Genomic DNA, 16,970 nt, shown 5'->3' on the forward strand with positions numbered 1-16,970 from the left:
GGGCGGTGCGCGTACGCGCACCCGGCGCGACGCAGGTGTGCCGATCCTTCTCTGGGCACGGGCGCGCGTGCCCGCGAGCATCTGGCCCATGGGCAACCAGGCGCCGCCGCTGCACCGCAACCGCGACTTCGTCCTGCTCTGGACCGGGTCGGCGGTGTCGATCCTGGGTTCCAGCGTGTCGAGCATGGCCTACCCGCTGCTGGTGCTCGCGCTGACCGGGTCGGCCGCCGACGCCGGTCTCGCCGGGTTCGTGGCACTGCTGCCGCAGCTGCTGTTCCAGGTGCCCGCGGGCGCGGTGGTCGACCGGTACGACCGCAGGCGCATGATGATCTGGTGCGACGTGGTGTGCGCGGTGGTGCTGGGCACGCTGGTGGTGGCCCTGCTGCTCGACCGGCTGACCATGCCGCACATCCTCGTCGTCGGCTTCCTCGAAGGCACGTTCGCGGTGTGCCACCGGCTGGCCGCAGCGGCCGGCGTGCCCGCGATCGTGCACCCGTCCCAGCTGGCGCGGGCGCTGGCGCACAACGAGGCGCGCCGCCGGGGTGCGGCGATGCTGGGCAGGCCGTTGGGCGGGGTGCTGTTCGGCTTCGGGCGCGCGGCGCCGTTCGTGTTCGACATCGCCAGCTACGCCGTCTCGGTGGTGACCCTCGGGCTGATCCGCAGGGACCTGCAGGCTGAGCGGGGCGCCGTCGCCCGCCGCCCGCGGCTCGCGGAGTTCACCGAGGGCGCGGTGTGGTTGTGGCGGCACCCGTTCCTGCGGACCACCACGCTGCTGATCGCGGGCAGCAACCTGCTGTTCCAGGCCCTCTTCCTGGTGGTGATCGTGATCGCCACCGAGGGCGGCGCACCGCCGTCGGCCGTCGGGGTGATGCTGGGCGTCCTCGCCGTCGGCGGGGTGCTGGGCTCGCTGGCCGCACCCGCGGTGTCCCGCCGGCTGTCGCTGCGCGCTGTGGTGGTCGGGGCGAACGCGGCGTGGCTGCTGCTGCTGCCGGTGCTGGCGCTGGTGCGGGACCCGCTCGCGCTGGGCGCGGTGTTCGCGGCGATGGCGTTCGTGGGGCCGCTGTGGAACGTGTCGGTCTCGGCCTACCAGCTCTCCGTCACCCCGGACCGCATCCGGGGCCGGGTGCTCGGCGCCGCGGGCATGATCTCCTTCGGGACCGTCCCGCTCGGCTCGCTGGCGGGCGGGCTCCTGATGGGCTGGGTGGGGGCCGCGGCGACGGTGTGGGTGCTCACGGGGTGGATGGCGGTGCTGGTGCTGACCGCGGTGCTCAGCCCGGCTGTGCGCACGGCCCCGGCCCCGGCCGACGCGGGGTCGCCCGCTCCGGCGGTGCCGTAGCGGGCGACCCGGTCGTGCGCGGCGGGACGCGGGAGGGTCAGGTCCGGGCGAGCTCGTCCAGCGGGACCTCGCCGAAGTGCTCGGCGACCCAGGCGTCGTTGTAGATGGTGTCCAGGTACCGCTCGCCGCGGTCGGGGAGGACCAGGACGCAGTTGGCCCCCGGCGGCACGTGGTCGCGCACGCGGTCGACGGCGGCGACCACGGCTCCGGAGGAGCCGCCCGCGAGCAGCGCCTCCCGGGCGGCGAGCCTGCGGCAGCCCCGCACGCTGTCCACGTCCGGGACGTGCACGACGAGGTCGGCCAGGTCGTCGCCGTGGTGGTGCGGGCGGACCGCGGCGCCGTGGCCGGGGATCAGCCGCGGACCGGGGGCGTCACCGAAGATCGCGCTGCCCGCGGCGTCCACCGCCACGATCGTCACCGACAGCTCGTTGGCCCGCGCGTACTCGGCGCAGCAGCGCAGCGTGCCGCAGGAGCTGGTGGCGCAGAACAGGAAGTCCAGCCGGCCGGGGACCTGCTCGACGATCTCGCGCATCGTGGTGCGGTGGGCCGCCGGGTTGGCCGGGTTGGAGTACTGGTCCGGCCAGTAGGCGTGCTCCAGGCTCGCGACCAGCTCGCGGATGCGGCGGATGCGAACCGGCAGGTAGTCGCCGGTGACCGGGTCGACGTGCTCGACCACTTCCACCTCGGCGCCCGGGGCGCGCATCACCGCGGGGTTCTGCCCGTTGACGCGGGGGTCGACCACGCAGACATCGACAGCGCGGCGCGGTCCTTGCTGCTACCGCCGGGGTTGTGGCCTTCGAGCTTGGCGAAGAGCCGGAACCCCGCCGACGGGTGGAGCTTGGTCAGCTCGACCAGCGGTGTCGCGCCGACGGCGCCGAGCACCCCCGCCGGCGCGGGCCCTGCCAGGTCCGCGGTTCCCGCCGGGTTCACGGGGCGGTCGCGTCCAGCTGCCTGCGCAGGCTCAGCGGCCGCATGTCGGTCCACACCTCGCCGATGTGGGCGAGGCACTCCTCGCGGTCGCCGCGCGTGCCCTCCGCTCGCCAGCCTGCGGGCAGGTCCCGGTCGGCGAGCCAGACCGAGTACTGCTCCTCGTCGTTGACCACGACCAGGTACGTGCGCTGGTCGGTCCGCTCCTCGGGCATGTCATTCTCCTGGAAGTCACCGACGCGCCCGGGTGTCGGGCCGCCGCGGGCCGATCCTGCCCGCGGCGGCGAACGCGGTTGCAGAGAAGAACGCGCAGAACGGCGGGCACGCCCGGTGCGCGCCGTGCTACCCGTCATTCTCTTCTGGGCGCACCGGGCGGGCGGACACGATGGCGGACATGTCTGCACCGTCCGCATCCGCGGCACACCAGCCCACCGGGCCGGAGAGGCCCCTGCCCTTCGTGATCACCCCGGCCGCGGGCGAGGTGGGCGATGCGGCCGCCGTCGCGGCCCTGCGGCCCGCCGTCCGGGAGCGACTGCTCGAACACGGCGCCGTGCTGCTGCGCGGGTTCTCCGTCGACGACGTGGACGGGTTCGACGCCACCGTCCGCGCGCTGGCCGGCCCACCGCTGACCTACCACGAGCGGTCCTCGCCCCGCAGCACGATCAAGGGGCAGGTGTACACCTCGACCGACTACCCGGAGGCCGAGGAGATCTTCCTGCACAACGAGAACTCCTACCAGGCCGCCTGGCCGATGAACCTGTTCTTCTACTGCGTGCGGCCGCCGACGACGCTCGGCGCCACCCCGCTGGCCGACACCCGGCGTGTCCTCGCCTCGATCGACCCCGCGGTGCGCGAGGAGTTCGCGGCGCGCGGCTGGACCGTGGTGCGCAACTACACCAACGCGTTCGGCCTGCCGTGGGACCAGGTCTTCAACACCGACGACCGCGCCGAGGTCACCGCCTACTGCGCCCGCAACGGCGTGGAGGCGGAGTGGCTCGACGGAGGCGGCCTGCGCACCACCGCCCGGCGCCGGGCCGTGCACCACCACCCGACCACCGGCGAGGCGGTGTGGTTCAACCACCTCACGTTCTTCCACGTGACCACGCTGGCCGAGGACGTCTGCGCGGGGCTGCGGGCGATGCTCGCCGACGAGGACCTGCCGACGAACACCTACTACGGCGACGGCGGCACCATCCCCGACGACGTGGTCGCCCACCTGCGCGAGTGCTACCGCGCCGCGACGCGGCGCTTCGACTGGGAGCGCGGCGACGTGCTGATGGTCGACAACATGCTCTCCTCGCACGGCCGCGAGCCGTTCACCGGGCCCCGGAAGATCGCCGTGGCGATGGCCGGGCCGGTGACCGGCGAGAACGCTTGAGCGTCCCGACCACGAAAGGCAGGACCAGGTGGGAAGCGGTGAGGTGCACCCGCTGTCGTCGGCGCAGGAGCAGCTGTGGTTCATCGAGCAGTTGCGCTCCGGCGCGACTGTCGAGTACCTGCTGCCCGCGGCGCTGCGCCTGCGCGGCCCGCTCGACGTCGAGGCGCTGGCCGCCGCGCTGACGCGGATCGCCACGCGGCACGCGGTCCTGCGTTCCCGGTTCGACGTGGTGGACGGCGTAGCGGTGCAGGTCGTCACCGACCCCGCACCGGTCGAGCTGTCCGAGGTGGACCTCCGGGCCCGGCCGGCCGCCGAGCGGGAGGGGCTGCTGCGGGAGGTCCGGCTGCGGGACCTGCGCACCGGGATGGACCTGCGCGCGCGGCCCCCGTGGCGGACCACCCTGGTCCGCATGGACGACGACGACGCCGCCCTGCTCGTCACCGTGCACCACATCGCCTTCGACGGCGTGTCGTGGAGCGTGCTGGCCCGGGAGCTGCACGCCTTCTACGGCGCACCGGAGGACCCCGCGCCGCTGCCGCCCCTGCCGTTCCAGCATCACGACGCCATGCGCCGCCGGGACGCGGGGGTCGACGTGGACGGGCTCGCCCACTGGACCGAGCGGCTGGCCGGGCTCCGTCCGCTGGAGCTGCCCACCGACCACGCCCGGCCCGCGCACTGGGTGGCCGACGGCGACGCGGTCACCTTCACCGTGCCCGCCGACCTCGCCGACCGGCTGCGCTCGCTGGGCCGCGCGCACCGCGCCACGCCGTTCATGGTGCACCTGGCCGCCTTCCAGTTGCTGCTCGCCCGCTACGCACGCCAGGACGACGTCGCGGTCGGGGTCTCGGTCTCCACCCGGCGCCCGGACGAGCTGCCGCTGATCGGCATGTTCCTCAACACGCTGGTGATGCGCGGCGACCTGTCCGGCGACCCCTCGTTCGCCGAGCTCGTCGAGCGGGCCAGGGCGACGGCGCTGGCCGCCTACGCCCACCAGGACGTGCCGTTCGACCAGGTCATCGCCCGCTTGGCACCGACGAGGGACCCGGCGCGCAACCCGCTGTTCCAGGCGGGCATCGCCTGGTACGACACGCGCCGCCGGCCGTACGCGCTGTCCGGCCTCGACGTCGAGCTGTGCCCGCCGCTGTGGGCGGGCTCGGCCTTCGACCTGTCGCTGCACCTCGCCCGGTTCGCCGACGGCTCCGTGCAGGGCCAGCTGATCTACCCCAGGGCCCTGTTCGACCGCGCCCGCGTCGAGCGGATGGCCGCCAACCACCTCCGGCTGCTGAGCGAGGTCGCCGACGCGCCGCAGGCACCGGTGCACGCGCTCGACCTGCTCGCCGACGGCGAACGGGATCGGCTGCGGTCCGCCGGGACGGGCGCCGTCGCCACCGACCGGCGCTCCCTGCCGGAGCTGTTCTTCGCCCGAGCGGCGCAGACCCCCGAGGCCGTCGCCGTCGTGTCCGACGCGGACGAGCTCGGCTACGGCGAACTCGCGGCCCGCGTCGACGCCCTCGCCCGCCACCTGCGCGCGCTCGGGGTCACCCGCGAGACGCCGGTCGGCGTGGCGATGGAGCGCGGCACGGACCTGGCCGTCGCGCTCCTGGCGATCCTCACCGCGGGCGGCACCTACGTCCCGCTGCCGCCGGAGCACCCCGCCGAGCGGCTCCGCCACGTCGTCGTCGACACCGGCATCGCCCTGGTGCTGTCGAACACCGCGGTCGACACCGGGCTCCCGGAGTCCCTCACCCGCCTGGACCTCGACGAGCACCGCGACACCGGCGACCTCGCGGGCGCACCGGGCGACCACCCGGTGATCCACGGCGCGCAGACCGCCTACGTCGTGCACACCTCCGGGTCCACGGGCACGCCCAAGGGCGTCGCGGTCACCCACGACGGCATCCGCAACCGCGTCCTGTGGTCGGTGCGCACGCAGCTCACCGCGGCCGACCGCGTCCTGCACAAGACCACGACCGGGTTCGACGCCTCGGTGTGGGAGCTGCTGGCACCGCTGGTCGCGGGCGCCACCGTGGTCATGGCCCCACCGCAGGCGCACCGCGACCCCGCCGCCATGGCCGCGTCGATCACCCGTCACGGCGCCACGGTCCTGCAGCTGGTCCCCTCGGTGCTGCGCCTGCTGCTCGACGAGCCCACCTTCGGCGGGTGCGCGTCGCTGCGACTGGTCTGCTCGGCGGGCGAGGCCCTCCCGGTGTCGCTGTGCGAGCGCCTGACCGCGCTGCTGGACGTCGAGGTCGACAACACCTACGGCCCCACTGAGTGCTCCATCGACGCGACCGCCTGGCGCTACCGGCCCGGCGGCACGGGCACGGTGCCCATCGGCACGCCGCTGAGCAACACGCGGGTGTTCGTCGTCGACGACGCGGACCGGCTCGTGCCGATCGGGGTGCCAGGTGAGCTGTGCGTCAGCGGCGACGGCCTGGCCCGCGGCTACCTCGGCAAGCCCGGCCAGACCGCCCGCCAGTTCACCCCGCACCCGTACCCGCTGGTCCCGGGCGAGCGCTGGTATCGCACCGGCGACCTGGCCCGCTGGCTGGACGACGGCACGGCGCTGGAGTTCCTGGGGCGCGTCGACCACCAGGTCAAGATCAACGGCGTGCGGATCGAACCCGCCGAGGTCGAGGCCGCGCTGTGCGCACACCCGGACGTCACCGCCGCGGCCGTGGTCCCCCGGCGCACACCGGCCGGCGACACCACCCTCGTCGCCTACGCGGTGCCGACCGGCGGCGCCACCCCGGCCGCCCTGCTCGACCACCTGGCCGGGCGGCTGCCCGCACCGATGCTCCCGTCGGCCGTCGTCGTCATCGACGCGCTCCCGCTCGGCCCGACCGGCAAGCTCGACCGCGCCGCGCTGCCCGCGCCGAACGCCGCGGCCGAGCCGGCCCCGCACGACCGGACCGCACCGACCACACCGGCGGAGCAGGCCGTCGCCCGCGCGTTCGAGGAAGTGCTCGGTGTCGAGCACGTCGGCGCCCGGGACGACTTCTTCGCCCTCGGCGGGCACTCGCTGATGGCCATCCGGCTCATCCTGCGGCTGCGGCGCGAGTTCGGCGGCGAGCTGACCATCGGCGAGCTGTTCGACGACCGCACCATCGAGCGCATCGCCGCCCGGCTCGACGCGGCCCCCGCCCCTGGCGCGGCCACCCAGCCGATCCAGCCGGTCCCCCGCGACGGCGACCTGCCGCTGTCGTTCGCCCAGCGGCGGATCTGGTTCCTCGACCAGCTCGACCCGGGCAGCGTCGAGTACCTCGTCCCGCTGGCGCTGCGCCTGTCCGGCCCCCTGTCGATCGAGGGGTTCCAACGCGCGCTGGACCGGGTCGCCACCCGGCACGAGGTCCTGCGCACCCGCTACGTCGACCAGGGCGGCGAGCCCACCCAGGTCGTCGACCCGCCCGGACCGGTGGCGGTACGCGTGCTCGACCTCACCGGCAGGCCGGACGAAGCGCTCGAAGCGCTCCGGCACGCCTCCGGGCTGCCGTTCCGGCTCGACCGCGAGCACCCGCTGCGGGCCACGGTGATCCGCGTCGCCGACGACGAGCACCTGGTCGCCCTGACCATGCACCACATCGCCGTGGACGCGTGGTCGACGGCCGTGCTGTTCCGCGACCTCGACGACGAGCACGGCGCGCCGCTGCCCCTCCAGTACGCGGACTTCGCCGCCTGGCAGCGCCGCACCCAGGACCGGAGCCGCCAGCTGGCGTACTGGACGGACCGGCTGGCGGGTCTCACGCCGGTGGAGCTGACCACCGACCGGCCGCGTCCGGCGCAGCGCGACCCGCGCGGCGACGTGGTGTCGGTGACGGTCCCGGCGGGGGTGGCCGCAGCCGTGACCGACCTGGCCGCCCGCCGCGGCGCCACACCGTTCATGACCCTGCTCGCGGCGTTCCAGGCGCTGCTCGGCCGCCACACCGGCCGCACCGACGTCTCGGTCGGCACCCCGGTCGCGGGCCGCACCCGCCAGGAGACCGAAAACCTCGTGGGGCTCTTCACCAACACCCTGGTCCTGCGGACCGACCTGGCGGGCGCACCGACGTTCACCGCGCTGCTCGACCGGGTGCGCCGCGACTGCACCGACGCGTTCGCCAACCAGGACGTGCCGTTCGAGCACCTGGTCGACGCGCTGCAGCCCGACCGCGACCTCTCCCGCAACCCGCTGTTCCAGATCATGTTCGAGCTGGAGGACCTGGAGCGCCGTCCGGGCACGCTGCACGGCACCGCCGTCGAGCGGGTCCAGGCGGGCGCCTCGGTGGCCAAGTTCGACCTCACCGTGTCCGTGCAGCAGCGCGACGGCGGCGAGCTGCGGTGCGTGTTCGAGTACGCGACCAGCCTGTTCGACCGGGTGACCGTCGAGCGGATGGCGGGGCACTACCTGCGGCTGCTCGCCGCCGCCACCGCCGCCCCGGACCGGGAGCTGGCCGGGATCGACGTGCTCGGCGACGACGAGCGGCGGCTGCTGCTGCACGAGTGGCCCGACCCGGACGCCGACCGGCTGGCCGAGCTGGACCCCGCCGGGGAGCACGACTCGTGCGTGCCCGAGCTGGTCGGGCGGCAGGCGCGGCTGCGCCCCGACGCGGTGGCCGCGGTGTGCGGCGACCGCGAACTCACCTACGCCGAGCTGGACGCGCGGGCCACCCGCCTCGCCCGGCTGCTGCGCGAGCGCGGGATCGGCCCGGAGACCGTCGTCGGGGTCTGCCTCGAGCGGTCGCTGGACGCCGTGGTGGTGTGGCTGGCCGTGCTCAGGTCCGGCGGCGCGTACGCCCCGTTCGACCCCCGGCACCCCGCCGAGCGACTGGGCTTCGTGCTCGCCGACGCGGGCGCCCGGCTCGTGGTCACCACCCGCGAGTTCGCCGACCGGTTCGCCGGCTACGAGGTCGTGGTGGTCGACGGCGACCTGGCGGACCCCTCCGACGCGGACGAGCCGCTGCCCGCGCCCCACCCGCGCGGCCTGGCCTACGTCATCTACACCTCCGGCTCGACCGGGCGCCCCAAGGGCGTGATGACCGAGCACCGGTCCTACGCCCACCACTGCCGCGTGATCGCCGACGCCTACACCATCGGCCCGGACGACCGGGTGGTCCTGCTCTCCGCGCTCACCTTCGACGTGTCCATGGACCAGATGGGCGCGACCATGCTCGCGGGCGCGACGATCGTGGTGGGCGACCCGGTGCTCTGGTCGCCGGCGGAGCTGCCCGCCCGCCTGGCCGAGCACGAGGTGACGATCATCGACACCACGCCCGCGTACTACCGCGAGGCGATGCGCTACGACCCGCACCTGCTGGCGGGCCTGCGCCTGATGAACGTCGGCGCCGACGTGGTGACGGTCGACGACGCGCGGCGGTGGGCGGCGACCGGGCTGCCCGGGCGGTTCCTGTGCAGCTACGGACCCACCGAGGCGACCATCTGCTCCCTGCTGCACCCGGTGGCGGACGACCTGGCCGGGCAGCCCGCGGGGGCGGCCATGCCGCTGGGCCGCGCAGTGGCGGGCACCCGCGCCCACGTCGTGGACGCCGACCTGCGGCTGGTGCCGATCGGGGTGCCCGGCGAGCTGTGCCTCGGCGGGGTCCGGCTGGCCCGCGGGTACCACGACCGCCCCTCCCTCACCGCGGAGCGGTTCGTCCCCGACCCGTTCGGCCCGCCCGGGACCCGGCTGTACCGCACCGGTGACCTGGTCCGCCACCGCCCGGACGGCACGATCGAGTTCCTGGGGCGGATCGACCAGCAGGTGAAGGTGCGCGGGCTGCGCATCGAGCCGGGAGAGGTCGAAGCCGCCCTGCTGCGGCACGACGAGGTGGAGGCGGTCGCGGTGGTCACGGCGACCGGACCGTCCGGCGACCCGCTGCTGGCCGCCTACGTCGTCGGCGGGCCGGGACCGGACGCCCTGCGGGAGCACCTGCGCGCGCTGGTGCCGGAGTACATGGTCCCGACCCGGTGGGCGCGGCTCGACGCCCTGCCGATGACGGCGAGCGCGAAGGTGGACCGCAAGGCCCTGCCCGCCACCGCGCTGTCCGCACCCGACGTCGGGGGGCACGAGGAGCCGCGCAACCCGACCGAGCGGATCATCGCCGACATCTGGTGCCGGGTCCTCGACGTGGACCGGGTCGGGGTCACCGACGACTTCTTCGCGCTGGGCGGGCACTCGCTGCTGGCCACCCGGGTGCTCGCCCAGGTGCGCCAGGCGTTCGCCGTGGACCTGCCGCTGCGCCGGGTGTTCGAGTCCGCCACGGTCGCCGGTCTGGCGGAGTCGGTGGCGCGGGCGATCGAGGACGAGATCGCGGGCCTGTCCGACGCCGAGGTGGCGCGGCTGCTGCCGAGCGAGGCGCCGTGACCTTCGTCGACGACGTCCTCGCCCAGGCCGGGCGCGCTCCGGCGGCGGTCGCGGTCCGCACACCCGACGGCGACCTGACCTACGCCGAGCTGGCGGGCGGGATCGAGCGGCTGGCGCAGGTCCTCGCCGGTGACGGGCTGGCGCCCGAGCAGGTCTGCGCCATCGCCGTCGAGCGCACCGTCGACGCCGTCGTCGCCATGGCGGCGGTCGCGCGGGCCGGCGGCGCGTTCCTCGCCCTGGACGCCGACCTGCCGCCCGCCCGGCTCGACGCCATGTGCCGCTCCGCGGGTGCGCGGCACCTGGTGACGACGGCGGCGCTCGCCGGGCGGCTGGCGCTGCCGGTCCCCGGACCGGCCGTCCTGATCGACCGCCGCACGCCGCCCGTGCCCGCGGTGCGGTTGCCGCCGGTGGGGCCGGGCGGGCTCGCGTACGTCAGCCACACCTCCGGGTCGACCGGCATCCCGAACGCGGTGCTGGTCGAGCACCGCGGGCTGCGGTCCTACCTGCGCGCGTTCGCCGCCGACAACGGGTTGGGCCCGGCGACGACCGCGCTGCAGGTCGCCCCGATCGGCTACGACGCGTCGATCCGCGACGTGTTCGCCCCGCTCGTCGCCGGCGGCACCGTGGTACTCGTGCCGCGCTCCCGGCTGCTGCGGCCGGAGGAGTTCGCGGAGGTGGTGCTCGGTTTCGGCGTCACCGCCCTGCTGAGCGTGACCCCCTCGTTCCTCACCCACCTGATCGGCAGCGCGACCGCTGCGGACGCGCTGCGCGGGGTCGAGCTGGTCGTCTCCAGCGGGGAGTCGCTGCTGCCGTTCCTGGCATCCGGGGGCCGGGCCGCGCTGCCGGGCAGGCTGGTGAACCAGTACGGCCCGACCGAGTGCACCATGACCTCGACCCGCCACCCGGTACCCGCCGAACCGCCGTCCGACGTGGACGCCATCGGAGTGGCCATCGACGGGGTGTCGGTCCGGCTGCTCGACGCGGACCTGCGGCCGGTGGGCGACGGCGCGGTCGGCGAGGTCCACATCGGCGGCGTCGGGGTCGCCCGCGGCTACGGCGGTCGACCGGACCTGACCGCGGACCGGTTCGTCCCGGACCCGTTCGGCCCGCCGGGCGCGCGGATGTACCGCACGGGGGACCTGGCCCGCTGCGCCGAGGGCGCTCTGGTGTACCTCGGCCGCATCGACCGCCAGCTCAAGATCCGCGGTCACCGGGTGGACCCCGCCGAGATCGAGGGCGCGCTGCTGGCCCACCCGGCGGTCACCGGCGCCGCCCTCACCGCCGCGGGCGACGACCGCGGGCGCACCGCCCTCACCGCCCACGTCGTGGGCGACCTGGCCGAGGTGACCGACGCCGCGCTGCGCGCCCACCTGGCCGCGTCGCTCCCGCCGCACATGATGCCGCGCCGCTTCGTCCGCATGGACCGCCTGCCCACCACGCACAGCGGCAAGATCGACCGGAAAAAACTGGCCCGAGGCAACGAGAACGGAACACGATGATCTCGACCCACGATGTCCCCGACCTGATCGCCGACCTCTACCGGAACGCCCTCGGCGATGCCGCGCTGGACGCCGACAGCGACTTCTTCGAAGCGGGCGGCGACTCCCTGGCCGCCTTCCAGATCACCGCCGGGCTGCAGACCGCCCTCGGTGTCGAGGTCCCGGTGGCCCTCGTCTTCGCCTACCCCTCCCCCAGGGACCTCGCCTCCGTCCTCGCCGCGGACGACCAGTCCCCCGCGCCCGGGGTTCGTTGACGGACCGGGCCGCACTCCGCCCCGGCACGACCCCGCACAGATCCCGGAGCCCGGGTCGTCTTCCGAGAACCGGCCACCGGGTTCCGTGCCGCGGTGGTGGGGGCTTGATCGGGTCGAGCGGCTGATGAGCCAGGCCGGTGCCCGATCGGGTGGAACGGAGGATCTCGCTCAGGACAACGGGCCGAGCAAGGCCAGGTCCGGTGGTACGAGGCTGGTGGACAGCACCAGTTCGCGCAGCAGGTCGTCGTTGAGCGTGTTGCCGACGGGTTCCCCGACCTCCTCGCGGAGCAGGCCGTGGACACCACCGGCCGACAACCGCGCGCGGACGTCGGCGATCATGTGCTCGACGCGCTTGGCGCTCCAGCCGGCGTCCGGCTGGGGGACTGTAAAACGAGTGGCTCTGACCCGTAGTCGGTGGTGACGCTGTGTATCTGTCAGGGTAGGAGGATGCGGTGGCGGAGGAGGTCGAATCCGGCGCGTCCGTGCATCTGTCTCATGATCCTTTTGGTGCGGGTGTTGACGCCTTCGGTGCGGCCGTTGTGGTAGGGCAGGGTAAGGGCAGCGTCCACGGCGGACCGGTCGATCTCCAGACCGTTGGTGAGACTGCGCAAGTACGGTAAGTCGACGGCGCGGGCCGCTGTGATCCACTCGGTGAGTTTCGCGTCGTTGCCCGCGGCCGGTGTCAGCAGGGCGGCGAAGCCACGTACCAGGCCGGCGAGCGCGGTCATCTCCGGGCAGGCCGCGGTGATCTTTTCCAATAACTCCGTGTCCTTCGGACGCAGGTTGTCGGATTTGGTAAGCAGGAGGCTGCTTGCATGGCGGGAGGTGGTGACGGGGCGCTCGCCTTCGGCGCGGCCCTGGTTGAGGTAGCGGACCAGCAGGTTGGCGCTGCCGGTATAACCCAGCTTCCGGATCTTGGCGAGCAGGCCGGTGACCGGGACCGCGGGATCGGCCGCGCGGCGGGCGCGCAGATGCTCGCGGTAGGGGTCGACCAGCGTCGGACGGTAGGTCGGGGCGATACGCAGAGTGTGGGGTTCGGGCATGCGGACGTAGCGTTTGACGGTGTTCAGGCCCACGCCCAGGCGCCGCGAGCAGTCGAGCAGACCGACACCTTGATCGAGCAGCTCGTGGACCTTGTTCCAGCGCTCGCGGACGGTCTGCTCGTGAACCCCGCCCGGGCGTGGCGGGTTGAGGGTGGCCCAACATCCGGCGTGCGCACGGACCTCGACCAGGACCTTGTCGCAGAGATTGCGCCACAAATGCCATCGGTCGCTGACCTGCACCGCGTTGGGCAGGGCACGTCGGACGGCCTCGGCGTAGGTGGCCGAGCCGTCCCTGCACACGACCTCGACACCGGGATGCCCGCGCAGCCAGGACTCCAGGGTGGTGGCGTCGCGGCCGGGCAGGACCGCGACACGGCGACCGGTCTCGGCGTCGATGACGATCGTGGCGTAGCGGTGCCGGCGGCGCAGGGCGAAGTCGTCCACGCCGATCACCCGCGGAACCACCAGTTCTGGCAGCGGCAGGCGCCACAGGTGGCGCAACGCCGTGCTGCGGGACACCGGCACGGCCAACAGGCCGGTCAAGCGCGCGGCCGCCCTACCGCACAACTCCCGCGCCACCTGGGATGTCTGCCGGACAAGCCGCACCGTGCGGCGTTGGTGGCGCTCCACCAGGCCGGGAACCTGTTCCCGGAAGGTCTGCCGCGGGCAACCCCGAGCCGCGCAGACCAGCCGCCGGACCCGCAGGTGCACGACCACCTGACGGCTGTCGACCGGCACGTCCTTGAGCGTCCGATGGTGGTAGCCGTGCACCTTCGCCGTCGCGGTCCCGCACCCGGGACACGGCACGGCCGCATCCTGGGTACGGGCCGTGACCACCACCATTCCGCCACCGTCCGCCACGTCCTGGACGATCAGCGCCGACAGCCCGGAAAACACCGTCCCCACAAGGGAACCGACATCCATCACAAGATCATGATTGCGGATGGTTACTCCACGTCACCACCGACTACGGGTCAGAGCCGCTCGTTTGACAGACCCCCGGAGTTCGTCGATCGAGCAAGCGCCTCTTGTTCGATCGCCTCTCTTGCGACGGAGAAGGGTCGCCCAGAGGCCGTACGGGGGTTCGTTCGGCCCGTTGCGTCAGAGCGAAATGACGGGGCTGTAGATCTGCGGAATCTCGGTGATGGTGTTGTCGGGCCAGAGGACGGCGGCGATGGCGCCACTCTCGTAGGTCGCCGACACGTGCGGCGACGCGGAGGGAAATGCGTTGGCGAACGCCGCGGAAACCCTGTGGCTCTCGGTGGCGGCGACCAGGTTGCCGTTGCGGTAGAGGCCGACCGCGATGTAGATCTCGGGCATGACGTGGGTGCAGTTCAGATTGCCGAATGCCTGTTCGCCACCGCCCGAGCCGCCGTACCACCGGTTGGGGAGGGTCGCGCTCAACGTGCAGGACCAGACGCCTCTGGACACCGTGGCCGTGGTCTGGACGGAGACGTTCGAGGTGTGCGTGGACAGCGCGGGTGTGCCGAGCCTGGAGGCTTCGGTGTCGGCGTGTGCGCCGGGACCGGCCGCCACCAGCGCGGCGGTCGCGATCACGACGGCGGCGAGTCGGCCCAACTGGGAGCGCGGCTGCCTTTTACGTGTTTCCATGTGCGTCCTCAACGTCGGGGGCGATTGACTCGGGTTCTGGGAGCACTCAAGCTATCCGCCTCCCGATCGGATCGTAAATGCGCTTGCCGGGTGACGACCATTCGGCTCGCAGCCACCGGGAACCGGCACTCCGCCATGCGGCGAAATGGGAATACGACAAATACAGTCCGAGCTGTCCGCATAAATCGCGCGTGAAAATATTGCAGGACCGGACTACGCCATTTGGCGCGCCAACGACCGCTCCTTGTCGACGGGCGACTCAAGGGACATCAGCCCGACCGGCACGATCATTCGCGTGCGCCACCACCGCATTCCGATGACAAGGCGAGTGCGGGTGTCGCTGTCTTATGGGGCGGGTGCAGGCGGTGCCGTGTCGTCGAAGGCCGGGCCGGAGGTCATGGCATTCCTGTCGGGCGGCACCGTCGCAAGCGTGCCCTCCCATCGATGTGAGAGGCCGACCGCAGGTACGGGATGTCTACACCGGCATCCGGATTTCCCCCGCCAAGGCTTCGATCTTCAAGGCGCATGGGCGAGGGGGCCTGTGCGACTTGCAGTGGCGGCTGTCCGGACAGGCATGTCGAGCCTCACGGCACCCATGGGGGCGGGCACCGTGCATCGCTGTTGTTGCGGGGGGTGCGGGTACACGACGCCCGTTCTCGGTCGGCGGCGTTGGCGGAAGGGACGTCGGCAGCTGCTTGGCGTTCGGTGACCTCGAAGAGGTCACCGAAGGTGGCCGGTACGAGCGCGGCCAGCGTCGGCGATGAACTCCGGTCTCGATTTGAGTTGTCTGGTCGTGCCCCTGCTGACGGTGGATCGGTTGACGCCCATGCGGTCGGCGAGGGCGTAGTTGAAGCGGATGTCGGCCGATCTCATGGTGCGGGTGAACCGCGGGAGGCGGAGCTTGATGACGAAGGCCGTGGTCGACGAGCCAGCCGCGCCCCGCGGCTGCCGGCGCGCCGCTGGTGGGCAATGTGGAGGCGTATCCCTTGAGCGCACCGGGGGTCGTAGCGGTGCTGGTTCTGTGTTGCGACCGGTGACCGAGTTCGTCGCGGCAGGCGGGATCGGGGTCGTTGCGGCCCTTGTCGTACGGCGGTTCATGTTGGCGCGGCCGGTGCGGTGGCTCGGGATCGCACCGGCCGCAGGGTTTGCCGTGCCCTATTCGTCGTGGGTCGTCGGGTGGTCGATGTTCTTGGCCGGGCCGGTGATGATCTCGAAGAGGTCTTCGAAGTTCGCCGGTGACAGCAGGGTCAGGGCTGCGGCGATGAAGGCCGGTCCGGGTATGAGTTGGCCGGAGACGACGCGGGAGATGGTGGAGCGGTGGACGTGCATGGCGTGGGCGAGTGCGTAGTCGGAGCGGTATCCGGCTGCTTTCGCGGCGGCGGTGAAGGCGAAGACACGTAGCTTGACCGTGGGACGCATGGGAGCGGTCATCCTCGCGCGGAGTGGCTGATGACGGCGAGCATGCGGGCGGGTCCTGGGCCACCGGTGGTGTGGCGTTGTTGCGAGGGCAGGGGGATGCCTTCGGCGAGGCGCCACGCGGCGTCGCAGTCGGTGCAGGTGGGCCAGCACCACTGCTGTTTGCTCGCGCGTCCGGTGGGAATCGTCAATTCCGCTCCGCAGAGCGTGGCGGTGTGCTGGGTGGGGAAGGCGTCGTGGTGCACGGCGTGGCGTCGGCCGTCGTGGGGTTGCCAGCGGAACGGGCGCGGCGTGGTCATCACCGGTTCCTCTTGTCGTAGGCGTAGGCCCAGTGGGCGATGACCTCCCGGGACTGGGCTTCGGGCAGGGCGCGGGCGTGGAGTTCGCGGATCCTGCGCTGGTGGTGCTCGACCTCGGCGGGGTGGTCGTGGAAGACGACGGCGGTGCCGTTGTCGCCGTAGGCGAGGGGGCGGGTGGGCGGGTCGAAGGTGAGCAGCGCGGCGTGGTGGGCCAGGGCGGGGTGTGCTCGTGCGGTGAGGGGGATGACGTGGGCGGTGACGTCGGGGCGGCCGGTCATCAGGGTCAGGTGCAGCAGTTGGTCGCGCATGGTGGCGCGATCGCCGACGACCAGGCGCAGGGCGACCTCGTGGATGTGGAGGACGGTGATCGGTCCGCCGTCGGGCTTGAACACCTTCTGCCGTGCGATGCGGGCGTCGACCAGGTCCTTGTCGCCGGTCAGGGCGTGGGCGTAGGCGGGGGTCTGGGCGAGGGCGGGGATGGTGAGGGGGTCGTAGGTGGTGATGGTGGTGGCGGCGCGTTCGTGCAGGGTCAGGGCGGTGAGGCTGTCGGGGTGGCCCGCGTGGGTGCGGGTGAAGGTCCCGGTGTCGGGTTCGTGCGCGATGGCCATGACCCGGTCGCGGGTGGGCTTGTCCGCGGCACAGCGGCCGACGAGGGTGGCGATCTCCCACGGGCTGGTGCCGCGGCTGCCGGTTTCGAGTTTGCTCAGCTTGCCCAGTGACCAGCCCAGGCTCTCGGCGACGACGGCGGAGGACAGGCGGGCACGGTGGCGGATGCGGCGCAGTTCCTCACCCAGCTCCCGGCTGCGGGCGGTGCTCAGCCTCGTCGGTGCGGTCTTCTCGTCGGTGTCCATGGTGGTTCCTCGATGT

At 73.1% G+C, this 16,970-nt stretch carries 12 protein-coding genes and 1 pseudogene; 5 read left to right on the forward strand and 8 right to left on the reverse strand.

Features of this window, described 5'->3' with window-relative positions; genetic code table 11:
• Positions 1-88: 88 nt before the first annotated feature.
• Positions 89-1,336, forward strand: a complete 1,248-nt coding sequence (locus ACRAKJ_RS22330; RefSeq protein WP_438919875.1) for an MFS transporter — start codon at positions 89-91, stop codon at positions 1,334-1,336.
• A 37-nt stretch (positions 1,337-1,373) separates the two neighbouring features.
• Here ACRAKJ_RS22330 and ACRAKJ_RS22335 read toward each other — a convergent pair.
• Together ACRAKJ_RS22335 and ACRAKJ_RS22340 are read right to left on the reverse strand one after the other, a co-directional pair.
• Positions 1,374-2,344: pseudogene (locus ACRAKJ_RS22335) on the reverse strand (pyridoxal-phosphate dependent enzyme).
• Positions 2,263-2,478, reverse strand: a complete 216-nt coding sequence (locus tag ACRAKJ_RS22340) for an MbtH family protein (RefSeq protein WP_438919874.1) — start codon at positions 2,476-2,478, stop codon at positions 2,263-2,265. Before ACRAKJ_RS22340 ends, ACRAKJ_RS22335 begins: the two are co-directional and overlap by 82 nt.
• Before the next feature lie 179 nt (positions 2,479-2,657).
• Between ACRAKJ_RS22340 and ACRAKJ_RS22345 the strand changes: the two genes are divergently transcribed.
• From ACRAKJ_RS22345 to ACRAKJ_RS22360, 4 genes are read left to right on the forward strand one after another with little or no spacing between them, the layout of a single operon-like run.
• A complete protein-coding gene (locus ACRAKJ_RS22345; RefSeq protein WP_438919873.1) occupies positions 2,658-3,641 on the forward strand; it encodes a TauD/TfdA family dioxygenase in 984 nt (327 codons plus the stop codon).
• 28 nt (positions 3,642-3,669) lie between these two features.
• The gene (locus tag ACRAKJ_RS22350; protein ID WP_438919872.1) at positions 3,670-9,981 is read left to right on the forward strand and encodes an amino acid adenylation domain-containing protein; all 6,312 of its coding nucleotides are present in this window, start codon (positions 3,670-3,672) and stop codon (positions 9,979-9,981) included.
• The gene (locus tag ACRAKJ_RS22355; RefSeq protein ID WP_438919871.1) at positions 9,978-11,480 is read left to right on the forward strand and encodes an amino acid adenylation domain-containing protein; all 1,503 of its coding nucleotides are present in this window, start codon (positions 9,978-9,980) and stop codon (positions 11,478-11,480) included. The genes ACRAKJ_RS22350 and ACRAKJ_RS22355 overlap by 4 nt, the downstream gene beginning before the upstream one ends.
• A complete protein-coding gene (locus ACRAKJ_RS22360; protein WP_438919870.1) occupies positions 11,477-11,734 on the forward strand; it encodes a phosphopantetheine-binding protein in 258 nt (85 codons plus the stop codon). Before ACRAKJ_RS22355 ends, ACRAKJ_RS22360 begins: the two co-directional genes overlap by 4 nt.
• A 168-nt stretch (positions 11,735-11,902) precedes the next feature.
• On the opposite strand, the gene ACRAKJ_RS22365 is transcribed toward ACRAKJ_RS22360, so the two are convergent.
• The 6 genes from ACRAKJ_RS22365 to ACRAKJ_RS22390 form a co-directional block, all read right to left on the reverse strand.
• Positions 11,903-12,073 carry a hypothetical protein gene (locus ACRAKJ_RS22365; protein ID WP_438919869.1) on the reverse strand — a complete coding sequence of 57 codons (171 nt, stop codon included), beginning with the start codon at positions 12,071-12,073 and terminating at the stop codon, positions 11,903-11,905.
• Between the two features lie 95 nt (positions 12,074-12,168).
• Complete coding sequence (locus ACRAKJ_RS22370; protein ID WP_438919868.1) at positions 12,169-13,701, reverse strand: ISL3 family transposase; 1,533 nt, start codon at positions 13,699-13,701, stop codon at positions 12,169-12,171.
• 177 nt (positions 13,702-13,878) lie between these two features.
• Entirely contained in the window at positions 13,879-14,388 is a 510-nt protein-coding gene (locus ACRAKJ_RS22375; RefSeq protein WP_438919867.1) for a hypothetical protein, read from the reverse strand.
• 1,155 nt (positions 14,389-15,543) lie between these two features.
• Entirely contained in the window at positions 15,544-15,807 is a 264-nt protein-coding gene (locus ACRAKJ_RS22380; RefSeq protein WP_438919866.1) for a transcriptional regulator, read from the reverse strand.
• Positions 15,808-15,815: 8 nt separating this feature from the next.
• Positions 15,816-16,103 (reverse strand): zinc finger protein, encoded by a 288-nt coding sequence (locus ACRAKJ_RS22385; RefSeq protein ID WP_438919865.1) that lies wholly within the window; start codon positions 16,101-16,103, stop codon positions 15,816-15,818.
• Positions 16,103-16,954 (reverse strand): Scr1 family TA system antitoxin-like transcriptional regulator, encoded by an 852-nt coding sequence (locus ACRAKJ_RS22390; protein WP_438919864.1) that lies wholly within the window; start codon positions 16,952-16,954, stop codon positions 16,103-16,105. Before ACRAKJ_RS22390 ends, ACRAKJ_RS22385 begins: the two co-directional genes overlap by 1 nt.
• Positions 16,955-16,970 lie beyond the last annotated feature (16 nt).

The sequence above is a fragment of the Saccharothrix sp. DSM 118769 genome (assembly GCF_052936295.1).

What these genes read in the sequence shown, in the direction of transcription:
- ACRAKJ_RS22330 (WP_438919875.1), top strand. Translation starts at nt 89, where the DNA reads ATGGGCAACCAGGCGCCGCCGCTGCACCGCAACCGCGACTTCGTCCTG.
- ACRAKJ_RS22340 (WP_438919874.1), bottom strand. Translation starts at nt 2,478, where the DNA reads ATGCCCGAGGAGCGGACCGACCAGCGCACGTACCTGGTCGTGGTCAAC.
- ACRAKJ_RS22345 (WP_438919873.1), top strand. Translation starts at nt 2,658, where the DNA reads ATGTCTGCACCGTCCGCATCCGCGGCACACCAGCCCACCGGGCCGGAG.
- ACRAKJ_RS22360 (WP_438919870.1), top strand. Translation starts at nt 11,477, where the DNA reads ATGATCTCGACCCACGATGTCCCCGACCTGATCGCCGACCTCTACCGG.
- ACRAKJ_RS22365 (WP_438919869.1), bottom strand. Translation starts at nt 12,073, where the DNA reads ATGATCGCCGACGTCCGCGCGCGGTTGTCGGCCGGTGGTGTCCACGGC.
- ACRAKJ_RS22370 (WP_438919868.1), bottom strand. Translation starts at nt 13,701, where the DNA reads ATGGATGTCGGTTCCCTTGTGGGGACGGTGTTTTCCGGGCTGTCGGCG.
- ACRAKJ_RS22375 (WP_438919867.1), bottom strand. Translation starts at nt 14,388, where the DNA reads ATGGAAACACGTAAAAGGCAGCCGCGCTCCCAGTTGGGCCGACTCGCC.
- ACRAKJ_RS22380 (WP_438919866.1), bottom strand. Translation starts at nt 15,807, where the DNA reads ATGCGTCCCACGGTCAAGCTACGTGTCTTCGCCTTCACCGCCGCCGCG.
- ACRAKJ_RS22385 (WP_438919865.1), bottom strand. Translation starts at nt 16,103, where the DNA reads ATGACCACGCCGCGCCCGTTCCGCTGGCAACCCCACGACGGCCGACGC.
- ACRAKJ_RS22390 (WP_438919864.1), bottom strand. Translation starts at nt 16,954, where the DNA reads ATGGACACCGACGAGAAGACCGCACCGACGAGGCTGAGCACCGCCCGC.